Raw genomic sequence first — 21,157 nt, 5'->3', positions numbered from 1 at the left:
AACAGCTCCTTATTCAAATAAGCTTGGTAAAAATAGTGACAATTGCGGAATGTAACTCACTAATAGTAAAACAAATATAGCGACTGCAAAGTATGGAATCAGTTCTTTTACTGTTTTCCCAATCGGAACTTTAGCAAAGCTAGAGGCGACAAACAAGCAGACACCTACTGGTGGTGTAGATAATCCAATCATTAATGTTAGAACCATCACAACACCAAAGTGAACAGGATCCATGCCTACACTTGTTGCCACAGGTAGAAGCACGGGGAACAAAATAACCAAAGCTGCGATTGTTTCCATGAACATTCCAATTGTAAGCAGCAAAATCACAATTAATAATATAACGAAGAATGGGTTATCTGTAATCGACAGAATGCCGTCTGCAATGAGAATAGGCACACCCTCACTTACAAGTATCCACCCAAATAGATTTGCAAATCCTACTAATAGTAGAATAGAAGCAGTTGAACTAAGCGTGTTCGTTAACAATGCTGGAATGTCTTTTAGCTTCAATTCTCTATAGACAAAGCCACCAATGATTAGAGCATAGATTACACATACGACAGCTGCTTCTGTTGGCGTAAAATACCCACCAAGAATTCCCCAAAGGATAATAACAACCATAATTAATGCCCAAAATGCACCTAAAAATGACTTACCAACCACTGAAAGCGCCTGACGCTCGCCTTTTGGATATCCTCTTTTTACTGAAATGATGTACGTCACAATGAGGAAACCAATTGCTAGCAAAATTCCAGGAATGGCACCTGCCAAAAACAAATCTCCAATGGACACACTTGCAAGAGTTCCAATAATGATCATTGGTAGAGATGGAGGTAACATTGGACCAACTGTTGATGAAATGGATGTAACAGCAGCAGAGAATCCAGATCCATACCCTTGTTTTTTCATAGCTGGAATCATAACAGAACCAATACTTGCTGTATCAGAAAGGGCTGTTCCAGAAATCCCCGCAAAACCTAGAGATGAAGCGACATTTGTCAACGCTAATCCACCTCGTATGTGTCCAACCACTGCATTTGCGAAGTTAATGATTCGCTCAGTAATTCCACCAGCGTTCATTAGATTACCTGCGAGAATAAAAGCAGGAATCGCTAATAGAACAAAAGAGTTAATGCCAGAGAACATGGTTTGCGGAATAATAGTTAATGGAATGCCCGCGATTACTAGATACAAAAGAGATGCGAGGGCTAAACTAAAGGCAATAGGAATACCAATCATAATTAACAGTAAAAACGTTCCTACCAATAGGAGTGACATCATAGTTGCTCACCTTCTGACTTCGGTAAAGTAAATTGATCAATGATAAATAAAATCGAATAAAGCACAATTAAAAAGGCAAGAATCGGTACAGATATATACACATAGCTCATTTGAAATCCAATTGTGGGAGATGAGAATTCCAATCCTAGCTGAAAGAATTGGATACCTGTTATAAATAGAACGATTCCAAATACGGCCACAATCGCATACGTCACACACTCGTAGATTCTTCTCGTTTTCTCCGGTAGCATCATTAACAACATATCTACCTTAATAAACTCATTCTTACGAATCGCAAGAGGTGCAGCTACGGTGATCGAATAGACAAATAAATATCTTGATAATTCTTCCGTCCAAATAGCACTGTAAGGAAGGTATCGACTCATGATTTGTATGACTACCACAAGTAGTAAGCTAGTAAAAAGAATAATGGTTAAATAATTTAATAGTTTATCTAACTTCGCTGCTGTTCTCATTCACTGTCCACCTCAATTCCCGTTCCTTGCTCAACCATCTCTAGGTACAGTTCGTACTGCTCTTCACCTAGATTTTCTTCTAAAGCAGGTAGCATGGCTTCACGAAAAGCTTCCTGATCGACATCTTCATTAAAAGTCATTCCACGTTCCTTTAAAAGATCCGATAAGGCTTCTTGCTCCTCTTCTTGTAGATCGCGAGCAAATTCCTGAGCTTCTAATGCTGCTTCTTCAACAGCTTGTCTCTGATCCTCAGGTAACTTTTCAAGTTGTTCATTTCCAACAACTACATAGATCCAAGAGCGAACATGCTCCGTTAAGTTCAAATAATCTTGTACCTCGTAAAATCCATTACTATAAATCAAATCATTTGGATTCTCTTGACCAGCAATGACACCCTGTTGAAGTCCAGTAAATACTTCATTTAAATTGATTACTTGAGGCTTAGCTCCAGCTTCTGCCCATGTATCTAAAAATAACGGTACATTTGGGACCCTCATGCTAAAACCACTTAAATCATCCGGATGTGATATCGGTGCATTTGATGTTAAATTACGAGGAGCACGCTCCATATAGAATAAAGGAGTTAATCCAACGTCTTCTGTGATATCGCTTTCAATCGTACGTCCAATGTCACCTTCTACTACGTCTCGCATATGCTCTTCATCTTCAAACGCATATGGTACCGCTAACAAAATAGCATTTGGTGTCCATACCTCGAGTGTTTCTCCTGTGATGGTTAAATCAGTTGCTCCAAATTTAATACTATTTATATTATCCACTTCATTACCTAACTGGCTATTCGGAAACACTTCAATTTGAACCTTACCATCTGTTTTTTCTTCCACACGTTCTGAGAACTCTAAAGCGGTTTTGTGCCATAAATGACTTGCGTCTGATATATGAGTCATCTTCCAATGCGTTATATCATCTTCTTGAGCTTGTGTTGAGCAGCCTACCATGAGAAATATCATTGAGGAAGCAGCCAACATAGTTTTTCTAATCATACGAACCCTCCTGACATAGAATACGCTTACATCATTTTCACAAATAGACAAGTCTATTTGAAATAAATCGGAAACTGCTTTTTTAATGCTACTTGATCAACTGTTATTAGAGATAAATGTTCTTTCATAATTTGCTCTGCACGATTGGCATCTCGATCCGTAATGGCCGCAAGTATTTCTTGGTGATGTTTATAGATAGCGGGCCAATTTAAATTCGAAGAAAGACTTAGCATTCTTAATCGATCAAAATGAACATTCATATGCTGTATCATTTCAGCTACTTTGAGCTTTCCACAACTTGATGCGATCAGTCGATGAAAAGCGCCATCAAGCTTAAATAATTCATCGTACTTTTGATTTTTCATCATTTGACCTTGAAGGATCAGATTCGTTTCCATGTCCTGACGTTCATCTTCTGTGAACGTTGTACATGCTAACCGCACAATGCCAACCTCAAGCTGTTCTCTTATAAACCTTGCGTCTTCAACTTGCTCTAAATCAATAAGAGTAACAAAAGATCCTCGTTGAGGCAGAATCTCTAATAGCTGGTCATGGGCAAGTTGTAGAAAAGCTTCTCGAACAGGAGTCCTACTTACATCAAGTTCATCTGCAATTTCTTTTTCTGATATTGCTGCACCTGGTTTAAGATTTAGTGAAGTGATACTTTCACGCAGTGTTTGATACACATAAACTCGCGATGAAACCGATGCCATTTTACCTTTATAAGATGAATTCAATGAAATGTCCTCCTTTTCGATTTCAATACTACCATACTACCATACAAGTATGGTAGTGTTTTTTCGACATTTTTCTTTACGCTCATTAAAACTTCAAGAAATAAGGAAGTAGAACACCCGCAAGTTTACGGATGTTCTACTTCCTTATTTCTTTTTTCTCATCGCAACGACTGCACCGATGATCACAACAAGGACAACGATTCCACCAATTATCCAAAGCATGGAAGAGTTCTCTTCATTATCTTGTTGCTCATCCGACGTTTGTTGATCGGTTTCAACTGATTCTGCTGGCTCTTCTTCTGTAATTTCTTCTTCTGTTGCTTCTTCTTCAGTAGCCTCTTCTGCAGGCTCAGCAACTTCTTCAGCATCTACCGAAAATGTAAATTCACCATCAACCGGATGTGTGTCTGCGCTTATCACATTAAAAGTGACTCTATACTCGCCATTCATAAGTGGTTCAGTTAATTCAACTTCAATTTCAGGACTATTAATATTTACAGTAGCTGGCTCAATTTCATCGCCTGCCTCTGTGAAAATCTGAACATCGCTTGCTTGCTCAATACCTCCATCAAATGAAAGCTCAATTGTTTCAACCGCTTCATCAACAGTTTGTCCATCCTCTGGTACCGTTGATTCAAGATGTGAGTGAGCATAAGTAACAGCAGGTGCTCCCCCAATAATAAGTCCAACCACTAAAAATAAACTAGCTACTTTTGCTTTCATCGTAACACTCCCAAATAATCTATATAATGTCCTTCACAAACTCAACTTTGAGTTCATAGTTACTGTACCGAATAAAAGTGAAATTACGGTGAAATCAGATCTGATCTCCTAATGTTCAAGAATTAAACACATTTTCATTCATGCTTTTTAAGGTAACTTTTGCAGACGTTCCTTGGCCCTCTGTCGATTCAAGAAGGAACGTACCTTCATGTTTTTGAATAATTTGCGAGACAATGGATAACCCAAGACCCGTGCCTCCATCTTTACGCTCACGTGCTTTTTTCACACGATAAAAACGCTGCTTCACAGCCGCAAGATCTTCATTAGGAATTCCAATTCCTTCATCTTTAATCTCAAGTGAAACGTCTTTTTCATTTTTTGAAAGGGTAATATAGATACATTTGCCTGAAGGCGTGTACGAAAGCGCGTTGTCTAACAAGTTACGAATCACTTGTCCAAGTCGATCTGCGTTCCCCATGATGATACATTCGTCATCTAGAAAACGTTCCATACGTACATTCTTTTTATCTGCTGCTAAGCTAAACTGGTCTACTACATCATCGATTAATTCTGCAAAGGCAATCGGCTCATGAATCATTTGATAGGAATCTCCCTCAAGCTGTGCTAAATCAAGCAGATCATGCACAAGTCTATCAAGCCGATTTGCTTCTTTTTGAATAATACCTAGACCCTTTTCTTTTGATATAATGCCTTCTTCTACCCCTTCAGCATAGCCTTTCATATAACTTAATGGTGTGCGCAGCTCGTGAGCCACATTCGCGAGAAATTCTTTACGATTCTGCTCAACCTCATTTAGAGAAGAAGACAAACTATTAAAGGAACGAGCAAGCTGTCCCAATTCATCTTTACTATCAGTGAGATCGATTAACTGGCTATAATCACCTTGCTCAATATGATGGGCCACATTTTTCATGGTAATAAGCGGAATGACGACATCACGAACCATCTTATTCCCCATAAATAACACAAACAAAATCAGAAGAATAAGGGCTGCGATTAAAAGCCACTGGATATCCGAGAAAGGCTCATAAATATCTGATAAAGGTTGGGATAGAAAGATGGCACCTGATAAATTTTCTTGTTCAAATAGTGGGATAGCCACACCTAATATGTCCTGATCAAACCTTGGATGAGGCCTCTGCATCACAACAGTTTGACCTGCTAACAGCTGTTGTCGCTCTTCAAAGGTTATTAAGTTGTACTGTGAATTAGGATCAAGTGGATCTCCACTAGCGAGCAGCATTGGATTATCAGTAAATAAGATATCAGCATCTGTACTTTCATCTGCCCATGCTAATCGATCTTGAAAATACGCTTCATTGCCTTGACCATAAAATACGGACGTCAATTGGTCCCCTTGTAGCATCAGTGTCTCGATTTGTTTTTCTACATATAACCGATCATATAGGAAAAATACTAAGATTACAGCCGCTATCACAATCGATACGATGACACCTAAAATCGTGCTCCATACCTTATGTTTGATTGACCAATGTTTCATGATGGATCCTCGAATTTATACCCTACTCCCCAGACTGTTTGGATAAAACGTCCAGCTGTTTGAAGCTTTAACCTCAGGGTTTTTACGTGAGTATCTACCGTTCGAGCTGTTTTATTATGATCAATATCCCAAAGTCGCATAAGTAAATGATCTCTAGTAAATACCTGTCCGCTTGATTCAAGTAGAAAAACAAGCAAATCATATTCTTTTCTAGTTAGATTAACTAAATGTCCTCCGACAAAAACCTTTCGCCCATTCTTCTCAATAACCAATTCTGCAATCTCTATTTTATTCACATCAGTCTGTCCTACATTCATTCGTCTAAGGACAGCTTCGACTCGTGCCATTAATTCTCTCGGACTAAATGGCTTAACCACATAGTCATCCGCTCCAAGCTTAAGCCCTCGAATACGGTCATCCTCACTACTTTTTGCCGTTAGCATCACCACAGGGATTTGAGAAGTTGTTCGAATTCTTTTGCACAACTCAAATCCATCCATCCCTTCCATCATAATGTCTAGGATGACTAAATCAATTGATTGTTGTTCAAGTGTTTGCAATGCTTCGTGCCCATCCGTCGCAGTATACACAACGTACTCTTCATTTTTTAGGTAGGTGACGACTAATTGTAGGAGTTCTTGCTCATCGTCTACAACCAGGACATGTGCTGCTTGGTTCATAATTCCACCTCCGAAAGCAGTAGATACGGTCCTGATGCAACTGGAACGGTCTTGATCAGACTTAGATCTAGCTTACTCACAATCGAAATACTATCACTATCCAAATTCGCTACAAACAATTTGTCCTCTGACAATTGAAGATCATTCGGATTTTGGCCAACATCTACTTTTGACTCAACCTCTTGTGTTTCTGTATTTACCTTATATAGTGAATGATCCCCATGACAAAGCACAAATAGCTTCTCCGAATTCTCACTGCTAATCATTGCGATAGGCATCAGACCAACATCTACAGTCATGACGTTTTCTCCTGTTTGTGGATCATAGGCATAAACGGATTGATTTAGCTGCCCATTAGACCCATGCCCGCCAACCCACAATAACGCCCCGTCAAAATACATTCCAGCTGGCGTATCATTTACAGGAAATGTGCGAATGACTTCCTCTTTCATGATATCAACAACACTCACTTCATTCCGATCAGATGTTAGCACAAAAAGTAGCCCTTCTTTATTTACTTCCAACTCACTTGGAGATGAATCTAATTGAATAGTGGCACCTTCTTCTTTAGAGCTTCCATCAACAACACGCACTGCGTGATCAAACGTGTCTTTTAAAAATAATGTATCTGTGTATGAGTCATATGTAAGTCCAGTGATACCAGATCCGACCTCTAAAAAAGGGCGTGTTACCTGTTGATCTAAATCTATCTCAAGAATACGATCTTCGCTTGGGTTCATCCCTACAATCGTCTTATCAGAAATATACGTCATATCTGTAAATGTAAATGGAATCGTTGTAGAACCCAAATCTTCATCGGTTTTGGAGTCAACAAACGACAATGTGGCTTCCTTCGCATGCGAAACGAGAAGCATCGGATCCTCAGACTCAGGCACAGTAATGCCCTCTTCCTTACATCCATTTAAAAAAACAAAACTAGCTACCACCATACTAAGCACCCAAATACGCTTCATCTCATACACCCCCTCTTACTGTTTTTACCTGTAGTATACCAAATCGTTATATCATCTATTTGTGAAATCCACGTGAACATAGGCATTGTGTTCCTTAGATTGTCATCCAACTCTGGAAGGAGCTAAAAATCAAAAAGATTTTTGATCCCACGCTCCTTTTTTTTGAATAACAAGGTTTTTTACTATTTATAGAGAATAAAATGCGAACATCACTTTATAAGAAAGTAGGTATCTTTATGAAAAAACCACACCCACTTGCTCTTACTACACTCATTGCCTTAATTACCCTCATTTTATTCTTTTTACTTTCTCTTTTATTAGAAGACATCTCAACTGAGCTTGGGTATGTTTTTATTCTACTGAGTTTATTGCTCGTACACACTTCTTTCATTTTAGGGTTTCTTATTACAAAAAGCAGTACTAAATAGCCATTCAAAAATAAACGTACCAACTACCTTTATTAAGAAGGATTGCGAAACATCAAGATGGAACAGTGATGTAATAAGAGGTAGAGTGCGATATCAAGAGTGATCATTTTTCATACAGAGCATTGAGATTATACCAAGATCTTGCCCTCGTTACCAAGGCAATCAATACGTTCACCAACAGCAAACGTTACCTTAGTAAGACTGCACTGCGTAGTCACTCATGAACAAACTAAAAACAAGAGAATACCAAGACCGCTGTCTCTCTTCCTATCAAAGAAACCTTTCCGGCACTCACCAGAAAGGTCTACTACTTACGAATCTTCAATCTTCACATTATATTCCTTCAACCAATAATCCATTTGCACAAAGTGAGCAAGGAGTTGAGGTCCGGCCATTAATTGCCCGAAGTAAGGCGTACCCGTATCGAATCCGCCGCTTTCGTTGATTGCTTTGAGTTTGTCTTTGTTCACAAATTCAAATAGCGGGGCATCTTTTTGGGCGAGTACACCGTCCATCAGTTGTTTCACGGTTTCTGTATATTTGGGATGATGCGTTTTTGGATATGGACTTTTTTTGCGATATAGGACTTCGTCTGGAAGTACGCCTTCCATTGCTTTTCGTAAAATTCCTTTTTCTTTTCCGCCGTAGCGTTTCATCTCCCAAGGGATATTCCACACATATTCGACTAATCGATGGTCAGAGAAAGGCACTCGAACCTCAAGACTTGCTCCCATGCTCATACGATCTTTACGATCTAATAAATTAGTCATAAACCAGATAATATTTAAGTATGAGATCTCACGTCGTCTTGCTTCTTCTTTAGAATCTCCAGCAAAACGAGGGGTTTCATTAATTGTTTTGCGGTATTGACTGTGTACATATTCTTTTAATTTCAGCTTTGTTTTCCAAGAGTCATTTAATAAATCTTCACGTTCATCAATTGATCTCATCCATGGAAAACCATCAATGTTCATAATCTCAGGTTGATGAAACCACGGATATCCACCGAAAATTTCGTCCGCACATTCTCCAGACAATCCAACCGTCACATCTTGTTTGATTTCTTTGCAAAACCAAAGTAAGGAGGAATCGACATCTGCCATACCAGGGAGGTCACGAACGTTTACTGCTTCTTTTAATTGTTCTGCAAGAGTATCAATTGAAATAACAGCATTTCTGTGTTCGGTTTGTAATGCCTTTGATACTTTCTTAATCCATGGTGCATCAGAATTAGGTTGGAATGCACTTGATTTAAAATACTTATCATTTTCATCATAATCAATGGAGTAACTGCGGATTGGTCCCTTGCCTTGCTTTTTATAAATATCGGCAGCTAAAGCCGTTAGCACACTTGAATCTAACCCACCGGAAAGAAACATACCCACAGGTACGTCTGCGAATAATTGTCTGTTAACCGTATCAAAGAGAAGCTCGCGGATATGTTCTGCCGTTTCGTCAGCACCTTGAGTGTGTTCTTTGCTTTTTAATGACCAATAGCGGCTAACTTTTGCTCCATTACGATCATAACTGAGCATATGACCCGGGCGTAGTTCAGATATATTTTTGTATATGCCTTGGCCAGGTGTCCTTGATGGTGCTAATCCCATGACATCTGCTAACCCTTCACGGTCCACAACAGCATCCAGTTTTGGATTTGCAAGCAAAGCCTTTAATTCAGAGCCAAAAATGAGTGCTCCATGTAAAACAGCATAAAAAAGTGGCTTGACCCCTAATCGGTCTCTTGCCATAAATAAACTTTGATCTTGTTCATTCCAAATAGCAAAGGCAAAGATGCCATTAAATTTCTCTAGGCATCCACTTCCCCACTCAATATATGATTTGAGAAGTACTTCTGTATCAGAATGTCCAGAGAACGTATGACCTTGCTTTAGTAATTCTTTTCGAATATCCTCTGTGTTATAGAGTTCACCGTTATATACTAGTGTATAGTCCTTTTCTTTTACAGTTCTAGTCATTGGCTGAATGCCACCAGCTGGGTCTACAACCACTAAGCGCGCGTGACCAAATCCAGCATGTGGTGAAGTCCAAATTCGAAGATCATCTGGTCCTCTCCGATTTAATGTTGTAGCCATTTTATGAATTGCAGCCGACTCCGCCCGCATATCACTTCGCCAATCTATCCACCCTGTAATGCCGCACATCCATAATCAGCCCCTTTTGGGTTCTTTGTAAATGAACTCGCTCTTCCGAACATCATTTGTACATAACCTATGCTATTCACTGTCTTTGGCAAGAGTGCCTTTGAATTTATCAATGATGTGTTGAAACGCCTCAAACATAAGAGAATACATACATGCCTATTTATTCGAAGAGTTATCATTCCATTAGTCTGAATAATCTGATTAAACAAAAAACAAGTGCTCCTGCCTCTTGACTTCTCATTTTTATCCCCTTATACTTGACACATTATATAACATCGCGTAGATAAGGATTAGTACTCTGAGAAAATGTGCACAGAGAGTGGGTTCACCGGCTGAAAAACCCATCACCGCTTTAATCAGAAGAACCTGCCTTTGAGCTTCTAGCAATGCTAGACGTGTCTCTCACGTTACGAGAGCTAAAGTGGACATGATCGTATGTCAATCAAGGTGGTACCGCGGAACTCTCTTCCGTCCTTTCTAGGACGGAGGAGTTTTTTTATTTCTATAGAAAGAGGGAATAGTATGGGTCGCAAGCGGTTCGTCGTCAAAATAGGTAGCAGTTCACTAACCCAAACAAATGGCTCATTAAGTGTTGAGAAATTAAGTCAACATGTTGAAGCTCTTGCACATCTACACAAACAAGGCCATGAGGTCATTTTAATTTCATCTGGTGCAGTAGCAGCTGGATTCTCCGGACTGGGTTACCCGCATAGACCTGTTACATTAGCAGGCAAGCAAGCAGCCGCTGCTGTAGGTCAAGGTCTGTTAATGCAAGGATATACAGAGCAATTTGCTCCTTTTCAAATTACACCTGCTCAACTACTGCTAACTAGAGATGATTTTGCTGATCATAAACGGTTCACTAATGCCAGCCGAGCTATTACAGAGCTTTTAAAACGAGGATGTATCCCGATCATTAATGAGAATGATTCAACAAGTGTTGATGAACTTACATTTGGCGATAATGATATGCTCTCAGCGCTCGTTTCTGGATTTGTTCACGCAGATATGCTGATCATTCTCACAGACGTAAATGGAATCTATTCCGCGAATCCGGTAAAAGACCCTACGGCTACAAGGTATACTCATCTTCCACAGATCACACAGGAATTACTTGAGCTTTCTGGGGAGTCCGGATCAACTGTTGGAACAGGTGGAATGAAATCAAAGATCAGTGCGGCTCAAACAGCTCTTTCCTTTGGCGTGAATACGTTTATTGGAAAAGGGTCCGGACATGATACATTGCTCACGATTTTACTTGGAGATGGAGACGGTACCTACTTAGGTTCGTTCTCACATAAACCAGTTATGCCAGCATCGAAGCAATGGATCTCCTTACACTCGCCTGTTTCTGGTTCGATCATCATTGATGAAGGCGCAGAGGATGCCTTGCTTCAAAAAGGGAAAAGTCTACTACCTGCTGGAATCGTGTCTGTTGAAGGTACATTTTCAGCACAAGAAGTCATACACGTCCGTAACAAAGAAGGAGTGCTTCTTGGCAGAGGCCGAACAAACTTAGGTTCTGACCAAATTCAGTTAGTCAAAGGGTTAGATAGTCAAAAAGCACGTACGTTAACAAATCAGCAACGAAAAGAGATTATTCATCGCGACCAATGGGTAGCTATAAGAGAGGAGCCAACAAACCATGAGTGAAATTAAGCAAAAAGCCAAACGAGCAAAAGAGATCACCTATGATCTAGCTACTATATCCACCGAGGAAAAAGATAGAGCATTGGTAACAATGGCTAAGCAGCTCGAACAGGATACAGACTTGATTTTGAATGCAAATGCAAAGGATATTACAAACGGTAAAGAGCAAGGGTTTTCCGACACGCTCCTTGATCGACTCACTCTCACTCGTGAACGCATTGCTGATATGGCTGATGGCTTACGCCAAGTTGCCACTCTCACCGACCCCATTGGCGAAGTCTTACAAGAGATTCAACGGCCAAACGGCTTAAAAATAGAACAAAAACGAGTGCCTTTAGGCGTTATCGGCATTATTTATGAAGCGCGCCCGAATGTAACCGTAGATGCAGCAGGACTTTGCTTAAAAGCAGGAAATGCAGTGCTATTGCGAGGAAGTAGTTCAGCTATTCATTCAAATCAAGTCATCGTTCATAGCTTACAACAAGCTTTAGAAGGAATTGGATTTATAAAAGAAGCCATCCAATTAATTGAGGATACAAGTCGTGAATCTGCTACTGAGCTATTTACATTAACAGAGTACCTGGATGTCTTAATTCCTCGTGGCGGTGCTTCGTTAATCAAAGCCGTCGTGGAAAATGCGTCAGTTCCAGTCCTTGAAACAGGTGTGGGCAACTGTCATATCTACATTGACGAAACCGCCAATTTTGATATGGCATCTACCATTACGATTAATGCCAAAACCCAACGCCCTTCTGTATGTAATGCAGCTGAGACGTTGTTAATTCATCGCAAATGGGCCAATAAAAACCTCTCTTCCCTATTAGATCAACTTAAAAAGCATAAGGTTGACCTTTTTGGTGAAGAAGAGCTTTTAAAATGGGACCCGGATGTGACCGTCGCCAAGCATAAAGACTGGGCTGAAGAATATCTTGATTTAAAGATTGCTATTAAGCTCGTTGATTCTACCAAAGAAGCGATTGCTCATATTAGAACATATGGCACTCATCATTCGGAAGCGATCATTAGCGAATCTGCTCAGAATGTCACTGCTTTCTTAAATGGTATTGATGCAGCAGCCGTTTATCACAATGCCTCTACACGATTCACTGATGGGTTTGAATTTGGGTTCGGAGCAGAGATCGGTATTAGTACACAAAAGCTTCATGCCCGTGGGCCAATGGGTCTTGAAGCGCTAACCTCTACAAAATATATGATCTTTGGTGAAGGTCAAATTAAATCATAAGGAATGAAGTTCAATGCAAATCAATAAACAAATCACTTTTCTAGGAGCCGGTTCAATGGCCGAGGCAATTATTGGTGGCTTAATCTCACGTAATATTGTCTCTCCACATTCCATTACAGCCGCTAATCTTCAGGATCAATTGCGATTAGAATATATAGAAGAAACCTATAAGGTTAACGTACAATCAGATCGATTAGAAGCTGTAAAAGAAGCGGATATCATTATTCTTGCCATGAAACCTAAAAATCTTCACGATGCGATTGCTCATATTAAACCTGTTCTCACCAATGATCAACTAGTTGTTTCAGTGATCGCAGGCATCCCGACTTCCTTAATTGAGGAAGAGCTTGGTGCCCCAATTCCTGTTATTCGAACGATGCCGAATACATCAGCTAAGGTTGGCGAATCAGCCTCTGCTATCTGTCGTGGTGCATATGCAACAGATGCTCACCTCGCAACAGTTGAAACCTTATTTCGCGCGATTGGTTCTGTTTCATTAGTAAAAGAAGAGCAGATGGACGCTGTTACAGGCGTTGCAGGAAGCGGACCCGCTTACTTTTATTATATGATTGAGGCCATGGAAAAAGCCGCATGTGAAGCAGGATTATCTGAGGAGCAGGCGCATGAGTTGGTTACTCAAACAGTTGTGGGTGTAGGCAAACGTCTACAAAACACAAAAAAGTCACCAAGTGAATTGTATCAAGAGGTCATGAGTCCTGGTGGCACAACGGAAGCCGGCATTCATACGCTTCGTGACCACAGCTTTCAACAGACTGTTCAAAGTGCAGTAGGAAAAGCCGTACATCGCTCAAAAGAGCTCGGGCAGGTCCTATCTAAAAATTAACATCCTCACATAAAACAGCCTTTTCAATTCGATTGAGAGGCTGTTTTTTGAATTGATAATTGTTCTTTTCATGGATAGTCTAGTAAACTAAGTAAGGGGATACACTATCATATTGCAAGTAAAGGAGTCTTTTTCTTAAGATGAGTGAATTTTACAAAGTAAGAAAACGTCTAAATTTAATCGTAGAAGGATCTTGGTTTACAGGAATAATAATCACCTTAATTTTAATCAATGCGATTATTGTTGGTTTAGAGACATTCCCATCGATCTATTCAGATTATAAACAGTACTTTATGATTGTGGATCGGGTCCTTCTCTATATCTTCACTATTGAACTGGTGATGCGTTTTCTAGCAGTTAAACCTAAACAGTTCTTCACGAGAGGTTGGAATTGGTTTGACTTACTTATAGTAGGTGCTGGTCATATTTTTGTTGGTGGACATTTTGTCACAGTATTACGTGTATTGAGAGTCCTCCGGGTATTACGTGCAATCTCTGTCATTCCCTCATTACGCAGGCTTGTAGACGCACTTTTACTTACCATACCATCCATGGGGAACATCTTTATCCTTATGTCGATTTTCTTTTACATATTCGCCGTTATAGGGACGATGCTCTTTTCTGGAGTTGCTCCTGAATTCTTCGGCAGTCTACACCTTTCACTTATGACCTTATTCCAAATCGTTACTCTCGATTCTTGGTCAAGTGGTATTATGCGTCCGATTCTAGATGAATTTTGGTGGGCTTGGATCTACTTCATTTCATTTGTTTTAATCGGTACATTTGTCATCTTCAACCTTTTTATCGGGGTCATTGTTAATAATGTCGAGAAAGCAAATGAAGCTGATCAAGACTCAAATCAAAAAGAAAAAGATTTGGAGCAAACGATTGATGAAATGCGGGTAGAATTAAAAGAGATTAAAGAACTTCTCAAAAGTAAATAAACCAAAACTGGTACACAAAAAAGATCCAATCAGTTCAGAACTGATTGGATCTTTTTTAGTGATCTTTTATTGAATCGTACCATCTGACGCACCAAAAAATTCTTCATATAAAGCTTGTACAGCTCGATCTGCATCTTCATGTTGCACACCCATAACAAGACTCACTTCTGATGATCCTTGGTTAATCATTTCAATATTCACATGTGCTCTTGCCAAAGCGGCAGTAGCACGAGCTGAAACACCAACTGTATTATGCATACCTTCCCCTACAATCATCACCATAGAAAAATCTTTTTCGATATACACATCATCTGCATGGAGCTCTGTTTTGATTCGCTCTATAATTCGATCTTGCATCTCATCTGTTAGTTGATGTTCGCGCAAGATAACAGACGTGTCATCAATACCCGATGGAATATGTTCATAGGACAGTCCTTCGTCTTCAAGAATTTGTAGCAAACGACGTCCAAACCCTACTTCACGGTTCATTAAGTATTTACGAACATAAATGGTTGAGAAACCATCATCAGCGGCAATACCGATGACTGGATTGAAGAAATATTCACGTTCCGCGATAATCATTGTACCTGATGAAGATGGATTATTTGTATTTTTCACACACACCGGAATTCCATTACGGAACGCAGGAATTAAAGCTTCATCATGGAAAACAGAGAATCCGGCATAGGATAGCTCTCTCATTTCACGGTATGTCATTCGTTTAATCTCAACCGGGTTCTCAACGACATTCGGGTTCGCCGCATAAACCGAGTCCACATCCGTAAAGTTTTCATAAAGCTCTGCTTTAGTTCCCGCAGCAAGGATAGCCCCTGTAATATCTGAACCACCGCGTGGAAATGTTACAAGAGTTCCCTCATTTGAGTATCCGAAAAATCCAGGGAAAACAATAATCTCTTCTCGTTCTCTCAGTTTAATAAGATTGTCATAAGCCTCAGGAAGAACCTGTGCATTCCCTGGCTCATCACTAACGAGCAACCCTGCGTCTTTAGGATTTAGATACGTAGCATTCATGCCCTCACTTTTCAAAAAAGTTGCAATGAGCTTGGCGTTGTTATCTTCTCCACTTGCTTTGATCGCATCCATGAAAACACCTGGTTTATCGCGATTCGTGGCAAGGCGCTCTCTCAAGTCAGCTTCAATCACACTTATAATTTCTTGATTTACATTTAAGTCTTCAGCTATTAACGTATATCGCTCTAGTACTGTTTGTAATTCAGCCTCTGCCTCACCTGATGCAAGACTTAATTCACCTAGTTCGATTAATAAATCAGTAACCTTAGAATCATCTTTATCACGCTTACCTGGAGCTGAAACAACTACAATTTTTCTTTCGCTATCTTCTGCTATGATTGCTGCAACTTTACGGATTTGCTCCGCACTAGCTACAGACGATCCCCCAAATTTTGCAACCTTCATCTCTGCCTCTCCAGCTCCTAACTTTTTCTCTCTAATCCGTTTTTTTAACATTCCAAATATAGCATACTTATGCATGTTCCGCAAAGTTGCTATAAAGGGAATGATCCCTTTAAGAGCCGCTTACAAACGGTTAGAGGACGCTAGCTAAAGGAGCTGATTAATCCCTACTATAACCACTAGTTCTCATCAATATCTTGAAGCTGAACATAAAATAGATAGAGAAATTCATAATCTTGATTAGGCTGAGTGGCATGTTCAAGGTCAAAGCTTCTAAATGAGTTATCAGCACTTATGATATACCTAGCTATGTACTGTTTTTCATTAATCGTTTCATTAGTCAAGATGATCTCATCTAGATCTTCCTCTTCAAGAAATATGCTCCCTGATGAGTAAGCTCTATCTTGAAGATTGATTCCCTCTAGTTCAGAACCATATGTTGAATAAGAACCATTTTCAGTGTTTAAGATTACATCTAGCATGACATTAGACGAATATTCTTGTTCCTCCATCATAATAAATAGCTTTTGGTAATCATCCGTATACTCGCTTTCCTCATCTATAGCACGACTAACGCCAAAAAGTTGATTTTCTTCGCTTAGTTCACCAAACTCATAATAGTCAACTCCAACTGTCATTTCTGTTCCTTGAGGTATGGTTCCTTCCAAGTCAAAAAGGTATGTCTCCTTCGCAATGGCCGAAAACAAAATTTCTTCATTTCCTGTTAACTCTGCATCTTTTAACGTGAGAGACGCATCTTCTGAGCAACCAGCTAAAATAAAAACGAAAGCAACTAAATAGATATAATTAAATAATTTCAATACATACAACTCCTTCATTTTTCTGCTAAATAGCCGGTTTTAAAAAGACAAACTCAAAATTTTCTCTACTTTTTTGATTGTTTCCTATTACTTTTTTCTTCAAAGAAGTAGCTGAGAAACGTTTTTTTGTTGTTCTTATTTTCTTTACTACCGTTATTATCGGATTCAAAAAATAAGCGAACGATCCTATTTAAACTATTTTTCATTCCGTTCCTCCTTGAAATCATCATCTTATTTTACATGAATGAGCGCCTTACGTACGCATTAATGCAGATTATTTAGAATGATTTTAGAAAGAATTAAACGAACTCAATCACCTTTTCTTGTTTGTCCTTCCTAAGATGTTGTAAAATATAAAAAAGAGACCAAGCACACTTGGAATATTTGAGAGACCGGAGTGAACAACATGACACGAGTATTACCATCAAAAGCTGAGCGCCATCGTCTATTTGGCTCAGTTGAACCTATAGAAGGAACCAAACCAAAAACTAAAGATGAAATGACTGATTTGCAAAACAAACCAGCTGATTACTTTTTCCCAATTCAACAAGTAGGGATTTCAAAAGTAAAATACCCCGTGATGGTAGAATCGACATGGGCACCAGAAACACAAACGGCAACAGCGGAGTTTAAGCTAACAACAAATCTTGGAGCTGACTATAAAGGGATTAACATGAGCCGCTTAACCGAACAGCTTCATGCCTTTTATCAAGTTCATCTGCTCTCACCTGAAACATTACGTGAACTTGCAGCTATTTTGGCCCGTGAAATGGACCAAACTGGTGCCCAAATCGAAGTGAGCTTCCCTTGGTTTTTCCTTAAAGAAGCACCTTCCTCTAAAAAAGAAGGACTTGCTCATGCAGAGGTTACGTATCGAGTTGAATTTGATGAAGCAACAGGATGGAAAACGGAGATTAGCTTAGAAGCAGCTGTTACGACTCTTTGCCCGTGTTCAAAAGAGATTAGCGAATACAGTGCTCACAATCAACGTGGTTTTGTCACCATGACCATTCGCACGACAGAGGATTCACAAACAGACTGGAAAACAGCTCTTATCGAAGCTGCTGAATCTAACGCAAGCTCCATTCTATATCCTGTTCTAAAACGTCCTGATGAAAAAGCGGTGACGGAACGTGCATATGAGAATCCACGTTTTGTTGAGGACCTAGCTCGTTTAGTGGCAGCCGACCTATATGAGCATGACGAGGTTCGTGAATTCACCATTCATTGCCGAAATGAAGAGTCTATTCACCAACATGATGCAGTAGCAAAACTTCACTATAATAAAGATCAGAACTAACAAAAAGCGTCCAGAAGCTATAAGTAGCTGCTGGACGCTTTTTACGTGTCATTCTTTTGCAACTCTTCGATCCATTGGTTCAATAGCTGGTCTCTATTTGGACTCCTTAGAAACTCATCTTTTGCACAGGAACGGAGTAGCCTCGTTTTTTGATCCGCTGTAAAAGGCGACGCAAGGACTTGTTTACGAATCTTTTCGAGAAATGTCAGATCATCAGCTACATGGGCATCAATGAATACCTGATGTATCATTTGCTTAAGCTTTGGTAAGTAAGCTGGGAACGCCCCACCTGTACTGATACTAAATGTAACAGGCGGCTCAGATACAACGGCAGGAAAGTGGATATCGCTTTTCTGAGCATTATGAGCTGCATACACCCATTGACCATCACGAGCTTTCATTAATAGTTCGTCATTTAAAACCGGGTCATCTGTCGCAATAAAAAGGATATGACTATGGAACGTTTTAGCCTGGCTGAGTTTTTGTTGTTCCCATTGAAAAGAATCTACCCATTTTAGTAAGTCCTCATGAAGTATCGGAGAAATCAATGTGATCTTCGCTCCGCCTTTTATCAATAAAGGAATTCTACGCGCAGCCACTTGTCCCCCACCAATGCACGTAACCGTTTTATCCTGAACATTGATCATTAATGGCATCCAATCGCTCACGTGCCCTCACTCCAGTTTATCTAAGACTTCCTTCGTTCGTTTCGCTAATACGTGAATTAATTGATCATCAAAGCCTAGGTAATCACCTAAAATAAATGTTTTATCTGTTTGCTGATTTAGCTCAGTCAACTGTTTTTGTAATCCATTCATTAGCACTCCCGTAAATAATATATAAGGAATCACATAGATGGTATCGGAAGCCAGCCTCGCTGCCTTCATTAAGCCTTCATCGACAGTCGGGTGAGTAGCCGCAATAAAACAAACTTCTATATCCGTAACTGGTGTATATTCCCATACAAGTCGAGTGATTTTAAATAAATCACTTGTTTGATCGGGATCACTGCTACCCCGCCCTACTACAACCAATGTGGCTGCTTCTCTTTCTTCCATGTTTGGGCGTCCGTTCACCTTTTTTAATCCAGCTTGTTCAGTTCTTTTCTTAACGAGATCGATAATGGCTGATTCAATTCCGAAAGGTCTGCCATAAGCAAACCGAACATGAGGATACATTTCTTTTGCTTTTTCAACTTCTTCTGGAATATCCTCTTTAGCATGTTGCGCAGTTAATAAGAGTACAGGTACTACAGCTATTTCAGTGGCGCCTTGCTCTACACAGTTTGTTATAGCTTCTACAATCGTTGGACTAGTCAGTTCAATAAACCCAATTTCTTGAATAGGCACTTCTGAAAACTGTTGTTTTGCTTTTTCAATAAATGTACGTAATTCGCGATTTCCCTCTTCCACTCTACTTCCGTGCCCTACATAAAGAATACCCCTCATTTATAAACCACCTCTTTTTGCGCGATAAGCCAATTGAAAAGTGACTGAAAATTCGGTTCTGGCATGACATAAGAAACTAAGAATCCAGCTTCGATTGCTGCCCTCTTAGAGGCTTCACCAAAGCATACAACATTGGCTATTTGACTCAACTGTTGCGCTGTCATGCCCGCTTCCAATGCTCCATCCACAACACCAGCTACTGATTTTGCATTTGGAAACACAATGACCTCAATTCGATCCTCTTCAAGCATACGCTTTAATGTTTGGTTAGATTGATCGTATCGTTTCATATCATGCGTCTTCACAAACGTACTATTTGTATCTAGCTTATCCGGTTTTTGTTCACCTAAGATAAGTGATTTCCCCTCTGTTTTCCACTCTGTCAATTGCTGCGATTGAATTCCTTTTTCATTAAGTGACTGTTGAATGGAAAAGCTTGAACCAAAACACTCTGCCTGAATTCGCCTAATATCGATTTTCATCTCTTTTAACCAATCGAAAAACCAATTGACCGAATCATGAGATTGAAACAAAATCTGATCAAATTCGTTAATGTCATCTTGAACTGGAAACGAATTAGATTGAACGTGCCAACGTGGATACTGAAAAACTTCTGCACCCAATTGTTGAAGTCTCGTAGCAAGATTGCCTTCCACTGCGGAACTTCGAGCTAATAAGACCTGACTTTGGAACAAAAGCTGACGCTCAAACCAGCTTTTCTGACCAGAACCTAACCCAGCAACTTGTCCAACAAGTGTTATAGCGGGATTCGATAGATTCTCCGACGCTACTTGCTCTGCAACAGTAGCTAAGGTCGCCGTTAATGTACGTTGTTTGCCAATCGTTCCCCATTGAATAACTTTTACCGGTTCATTCGGATCTCGACCAAACTTCATGAGGTTTGTGGCGATTTCCTTCAGGTTTTTTACACCCATATAAAAAGCAAGCGTGTCTACCCCTTCAGATAATGCCTGCCAATTAATCGTTTGTGTGCCTTTCTGATTATGACCTGTCACTGTTGCAAACGAAGTACTAAGATTGCGATGTGTAACAGGGATTCCTGCATATAATGGTACACCAATACCAGCTGTGACACCTGGTATTATTTCATATGTTACATTATGTTTGTCTAAAGCTTCAATCTCCTCACCTACTCGTCCAAATACTCCAGGATCTCCACCTTTTAAACGAACGACTTTTTTTCCTTCTAACGCATACGTTAATAGTAAGTCATTAATCGCCTCTTGTCTTAATAAATGGCGATCAGGTAGTTTACCGCAATAAACCAATGAAGTGTGAGTACCACATGTTTCGAGAAGTAAAGGATTCACAAGACGATCGTACAAAATGACATCTGCATCCTGTATACGATCTAATCCTTTTGCGGCAATTAAGCCAACATCTCCAGGACCTGCACCTACAAAGGAAACGAAACCAGCTCTTTCCAAAATAATCTCTCCTTCTCTATGCACGTAATCGTATG

Annotated in this window: 20 protein-coding genes and 1 other annotated feature; of the genes, 6 read left to right on the top strand and 14 right to left on the bottom strand. The window is 39.8% G+C overall.

All coding sequences use genetic code 11. From position 1 onward, the window contains the following. Positions 1-9: 9 nt before the first annotated feature. The 8 genes from J2S05_RS02310 to J2S05_RS02275 form a co-directional block, all read right to left on the bottom strand. Positions 10-1,284 carry a TRAP transporter large permease gene (locus tag J2S05_RS02310; RefSeq protein WP_306979511.1) on the bottom strand — a complete coding sequence of 425 codons (1,275 nt, stop codon included), beginning with the start codon at positions 1,282-1,284 and terminating at the stop codon, positions 10-12. After that, complete coding sequence (locus J2S05_RS02305) at positions 1,281-1,760, bottom strand: TRAP transporter small permease (protein WP_306979509.1); 480 nt, start codon at positions 1,758-1,760, stop codon at positions 1,281-1,283. Before J2S05_RS02305 ends, J2S05_RS02310 begins: the two co-directional genes overlap by 4 nt. Continuing rightward, positions 1,757-2,764 (bottom strand): TRAP transporter substrate-binding protein, encoded by a 1,008-nt coding sequence (locus J2S05_RS02300; RefSeq protein ID WP_306979507.1) that lies wholly within the window; start codon positions 2,762-2,764, stop codon positions 1,757-1,759. The genes J2S05_RS02305 and J2S05_RS02300 overlap by 4 nt, the downstream gene beginning before the upstream one ends. Positions 2,765-2,817: 53 nt before the next feature. Beyond that, positions 2,818-3,501, bottom strand: a complete 684-nt coding sequence (locus J2S05_RS02295; protein WP_306979505.1) for a GntR family transcriptional regulator — start codon at positions 3,499-3,501, stop codon at positions 2,818-2,820. Positions 3,502-3,645: 144 nt separating this feature from the next. Beyond that, on the bottom strand, positions 3,646-4,224 hold the full coding sequence (locus J2S05_RS02290; RefSeq protein WP_306979503.1) for a copper resistance CopC family protein: 579 nt from the start codon (positions 4,222-4,224) through the stop codon (positions 3,646-3,648). A 115-nt stretch (positions 4,225-4,339) separates the two neighbouring features. Next, a complete protein-coding gene (locus J2S05_RS02285; RefSeq protein WP_306979501.1) occupies positions 4,340-5,746 on the bottom strand; it encodes a sensor histidine kinase in 1,407 nt (468 codons plus the stop codon). After that, complete coding sequence (locus tag J2S05_RS02280; RefSeq protein WP_306979498.1) at positions 5,743-6,426, bottom strand: response regulator transcription factor; 684 nt, start codon at positions 6,424-6,426, stop codon at positions 5,743-5,745. The genes J2S05_RS02285 and J2S05_RS02280 overlap by 4 nt, the downstream gene beginning before the upstream one ends. Next, positions 6,423-7,400 carry a YncE family protein gene (locus J2S05_RS02275; protein WP_306979496.1) on the bottom strand — a complete coding sequence of 326 codons (978 nt, stop codon included), beginning with the start codon at positions 7,398-7,400 and terminating at the stop codon, positions 6,423-6,425. The genes J2S05_RS02280 and J2S05_RS02275 overlap by 4 nt, the downstream gene beginning before the upstream one ends. A 236-nt stretch (positions 7,401-7,636) precedes the next feature. Between J2S05_RS02275 and J2S05_RS02270 the strand changes: the two genes are divergently transcribed. Continuing rightward, on the top strand, positions 7,637-7,828 hold the full coding sequence (locus J2S05_RS02270) for a hypothetical protein (RefSeq protein WP_306979494.1): 192 nt from the start codon (positions 7,637-7,639) through the stop codon (positions 7,826-7,828). Between the two features lie 311 nt (positions 7,829-8,139). Here J2S05_RS02270 and asnB read toward each other — a convergent pair whose 3' ends face one another. Beyond that, positions 8,140-9,990, bottom strand: a complete 1,851-nt coding sequence (asnB, locus tag J2S05_RS02265) for an asparagine synthase (glutamine-hydrolyzing) (RefSeq protein WP_306979493.1) — start codon at positions 9,988-9,990, stop codon at positions 8,140-8,142. Between the two features lie 271 nt (positions 9,991-10,261). After that, positions 10,262-10,469, top strand: a binding site (T-box leader). A 43-nt stretch (positions 10,470-10,512) separates the two neighbouring features. On the opposite strand from asnB, the gene proB reads away from it, so the two are divergent. The 4 genes from proB to J2S05_RS02245 all read left to right on the top strand — a co-directional run bounded on the left by proB (position 10,513) and on the right by J2S05_RS02245 (position 14,671). After that, on the top strand, positions 10,513-11,643 hold the full coding sequence (proB, locus tag J2S05_RS02260) for a glutamate 5-kinase (RefSeq protein WP_306979491.1): 1,131 nt from the start codon (positions 10,513-10,515) through the stop codon (positions 11,641-11,643). Next, positions 11,636-12,883 carry a glutamate-5-semialdehyde dehydrogenase gene (locus tag J2S05_RS02255; protein ID WP_306979489.1) on the top strand — a complete coding sequence of 416 codons (1,248 nt, stop codon included), beginning with the start codon at positions 11,636-11,638 and terminating at the stop codon, positions 12,881-12,883. Before proB ends, J2S05_RS02255 begins: the two co-directional genes overlap by 8 nt. A gap of 13 nt (positions 12,884-12,896) precedes the next feature. Then, positions 12,897-13,727, top strand: coding sequence for a pyrroline-5-carboxylate reductase (proC, locus tag J2S05_RS02250; protein WP_306979487.1), 831 nt, complete (start codon positions 12,897-12,899; stop codon positions 13,725-13,727). Positions 13,728-13,867: 140 nt separating this feature from the next. Next, positions 13,868-14,671: an ion transporter gene (locus tag J2S05_RS02245; protein ID WP_306979485.1), complete on the top strand. Its 804-nt coding sequence runs from the start codon at positions 13,868-13,870 to the stop codon at positions 14,669-14,671. Positions 14,672-14,737: 66 nt separating this feature from the next. On the opposite strand, the gene J2S05_RS02240 is transcribed toward J2S05_RS02245, so the two are convergent. Both J2S05_RS02240 and J2S05_RS02235 read right to left on the bottom strand, forming a co-directional pair. Next, a complete protein-coding gene (locus J2S05_RS02240) occupies positions 14,738-16,108 on the bottom strand; it encodes an aspartate kinase (RefSeq protein ID WP_306979483.1) in 1,371 nt (456 codons plus the stop codon). A 176-nt stretch (positions 16,109-16,284) separates the two neighbouring features. Further along, positions 16,285-16,926, bottom strand: coding sequence for a hypothetical protein (locus J2S05_RS02235; protein ID WP_306979481.1), 642 nt, complete (start codon positions 16,924-16,926; stop codon positions 16,285-16,287). Between the two features lie 406 nt (positions 16,927-17,332). Here J2S05_RS02235 and folE2 point away from each other — a divergent pair, with 406 nt between their 5' ends. Next, positions 17,333-18,226 (top strand): GTP cyclohydrolase FolE2, encoded by an 894-nt coding sequence (gene folE2, locus J2S05_RS02230; protein WP_306979479.1) that lies wholly within the window; start codon positions 17,333-17,335, stop codon positions 18,224-18,226. Between the two features lie 41 nt (positions 18,227-18,267). On the opposite strand, the gene J2S05_RS02225 is transcribed toward folE2, so the two are convergent. The 3 genes from J2S05_RS02225 to cobA are packed head-to-tail and all read right to left on the bottom strand — an operon-like array spanning position 18,268 to position 21,122. Continuing rightward, on the bottom strand, positions 18,268-18,894 hold the full coding sequence (locus J2S05_RS02225) for a precorrin-2 dehydrogenase/sirohydrochlorin ferrochelatase family protein (protein WP_306979478.1): 627 nt from the start codon (positions 18,892-18,894) through the stop codon (positions 18,268-18,270). A gap of 6 nt (positions 18,895-18,900) precedes the next feature. Then, a complete protein-coding gene (locus J2S05_RS02220; RefSeq protein WP_306979477.1) occupies positions 18,901-19,674 on the bottom strand; it encodes a sirohydrochlorin chelatase in 774 nt (257 codons plus the stop codon). After that, complete coding sequence (gene cobA / locus J2S05_RS02215; protein WP_306979475.1) at positions 19,671-21,122, bottom strand: uroporphyrinogen-III C-methyltransferase; 1,452 nt, start codon at positions 21,120-21,122, stop codon at positions 19,671-19,673. The genes J2S05_RS02220 and cobA overlap by 4 nt, the downstream gene beginning before the upstream one ends. Positions 21,123-21,157: the final 35 nt, after the last annotated feature.

The organism is Alkalicoccobacillus murimartini (assembly GCF_030813245.1).
GTDB classification, from domain to species: Bacteria; Bacillota; Bacilli; order Bacillales; family Bacillaceae_D; genus Alkalicoccobacillus; species Alkalicoccobacillus murimartini.
The sequence above is the reverse complement of the archived record's forward strand: the minus strand, read 5'-3'. Positions and strand labels throughout refer to the sequence as shown.

What these genes read in the sequence shown, in the direction of transcription:
- J2S05_RS02220 (WP_306979477.1), bottom strand. Translation starts at nt 19,674, where the DNA reads ATGAGGGGTATTCTTTATGTAGGGCACGGAAGTAGAGTGGAAGAGGGA.
- J2S05_RS02275 (WP_306979496.1), bottom strand. Translation starts at nt 7,400, where the DNA reads ATGAAGCGTATTTGGGTGCTTAGTATGGTGGTAGCTAGTTTTGTTTTT.
- folE2 (WP_306979479.1), top strand. Translation starts at nt 17,333, where the DNA reads ATGACACGAGTATTACCATCAAAAGCTGAGCGCCATCGTCTATTTGGC.
- proB (WP_306979491.1), top strand. Translation starts at nt 10,513, where the DNA reads ATGGGTCGCAAGCGGTTCGTCGTCAAAATAGGTAGCAGTTCACTAACC.
- J2S05_RS02255 (WP_306979489.1), top strand. Translation starts at nt 11,636, where the DNA reads ATGAGTGAAATTAAGCAAAAAGCCAAACGAGCAAAAGAGATCACCTAT.
- proC (WP_306979487.1), top strand. Translation starts at nt 12,897, where the DNA reads ATGCAAATCAATAAACAAATCACTTTTCTAGGAGCCGGTTCAATGGCC.
- J2S05_RS02280 (WP_306979498.1), bottom strand. Translation starts at nt 6,426, where the DNA reads ATGAACCAAGCAGCACATGTCCTGGTTGTAGACGATGAGCAAGAACTC.
- J2S05_RS02310 (WP_306979511.1), bottom strand. Translation starts at nt 1,284, where the DNA reads ATGATGTCACTCCTATTGGTAGGAACGTTTTTACTGTTAATTATGATT.
- J2S05_RS02245 (WP_306979485.1), top strand. Translation starts at nt 13,868, where the DNA reads ATGAGTGAATTTTACAAAGTAAGAAAACGTCTAAATTTAATCGTAGAA.
- J2S05_RS02300 (WP_306979507.1), bottom strand. Translation starts at nt 2,764, where the DNA reads ATGATTAGAAAAACTATGTTGGCTGCTTCCTCAATGATATTTCTCATG.
- J2S05_RS02285 (WP_306979501.1), bottom strand. Translation starts at nt 5,746, where the DNA reads ATGAAACATTGGTCAATCAAACATAAGGTATGGAGCACGATTTTAGGT.
- asnB (WP_306979493.1), bottom strand. Translation starts at nt 9,990, where the DNA reads ATGTGCGGCATTACAGGGTGGATAGATTGGCGAAGTGATATGCGGGCG.
- J2S05_RS02290 (WP_306979503.1), bottom strand. Translation starts at nt 4,224, where the DNA reads ATGAAAGCAAAAGTAGCTAGTTTATTTTTAGTGGTTGGACTTATTATT.
- J2S05_RS02270 (WP_306979494.1), top strand. Translation starts at nt 7,637, where the DNA reads ATGAAAAAACCACACCCACTTGCTCTTACTACACTCATTGCCTTAATT.
- J2S05_RS02240 (WP_306979483.1), bottom strand. Translation starts at nt 16,108, where the DNA reads ATGAAGGTTGCAAAATTTGGGGGATCGTCTGTAGCTAGTGCGGAGCAA.
- J2S05_RS02305 (WP_306979509.1), bottom strand. Translation starts at nt 1,760, where the DNA reads ATGAGAACAGCAGCGAAGTTAGATAAACTATTAAATTATTTAACCATT.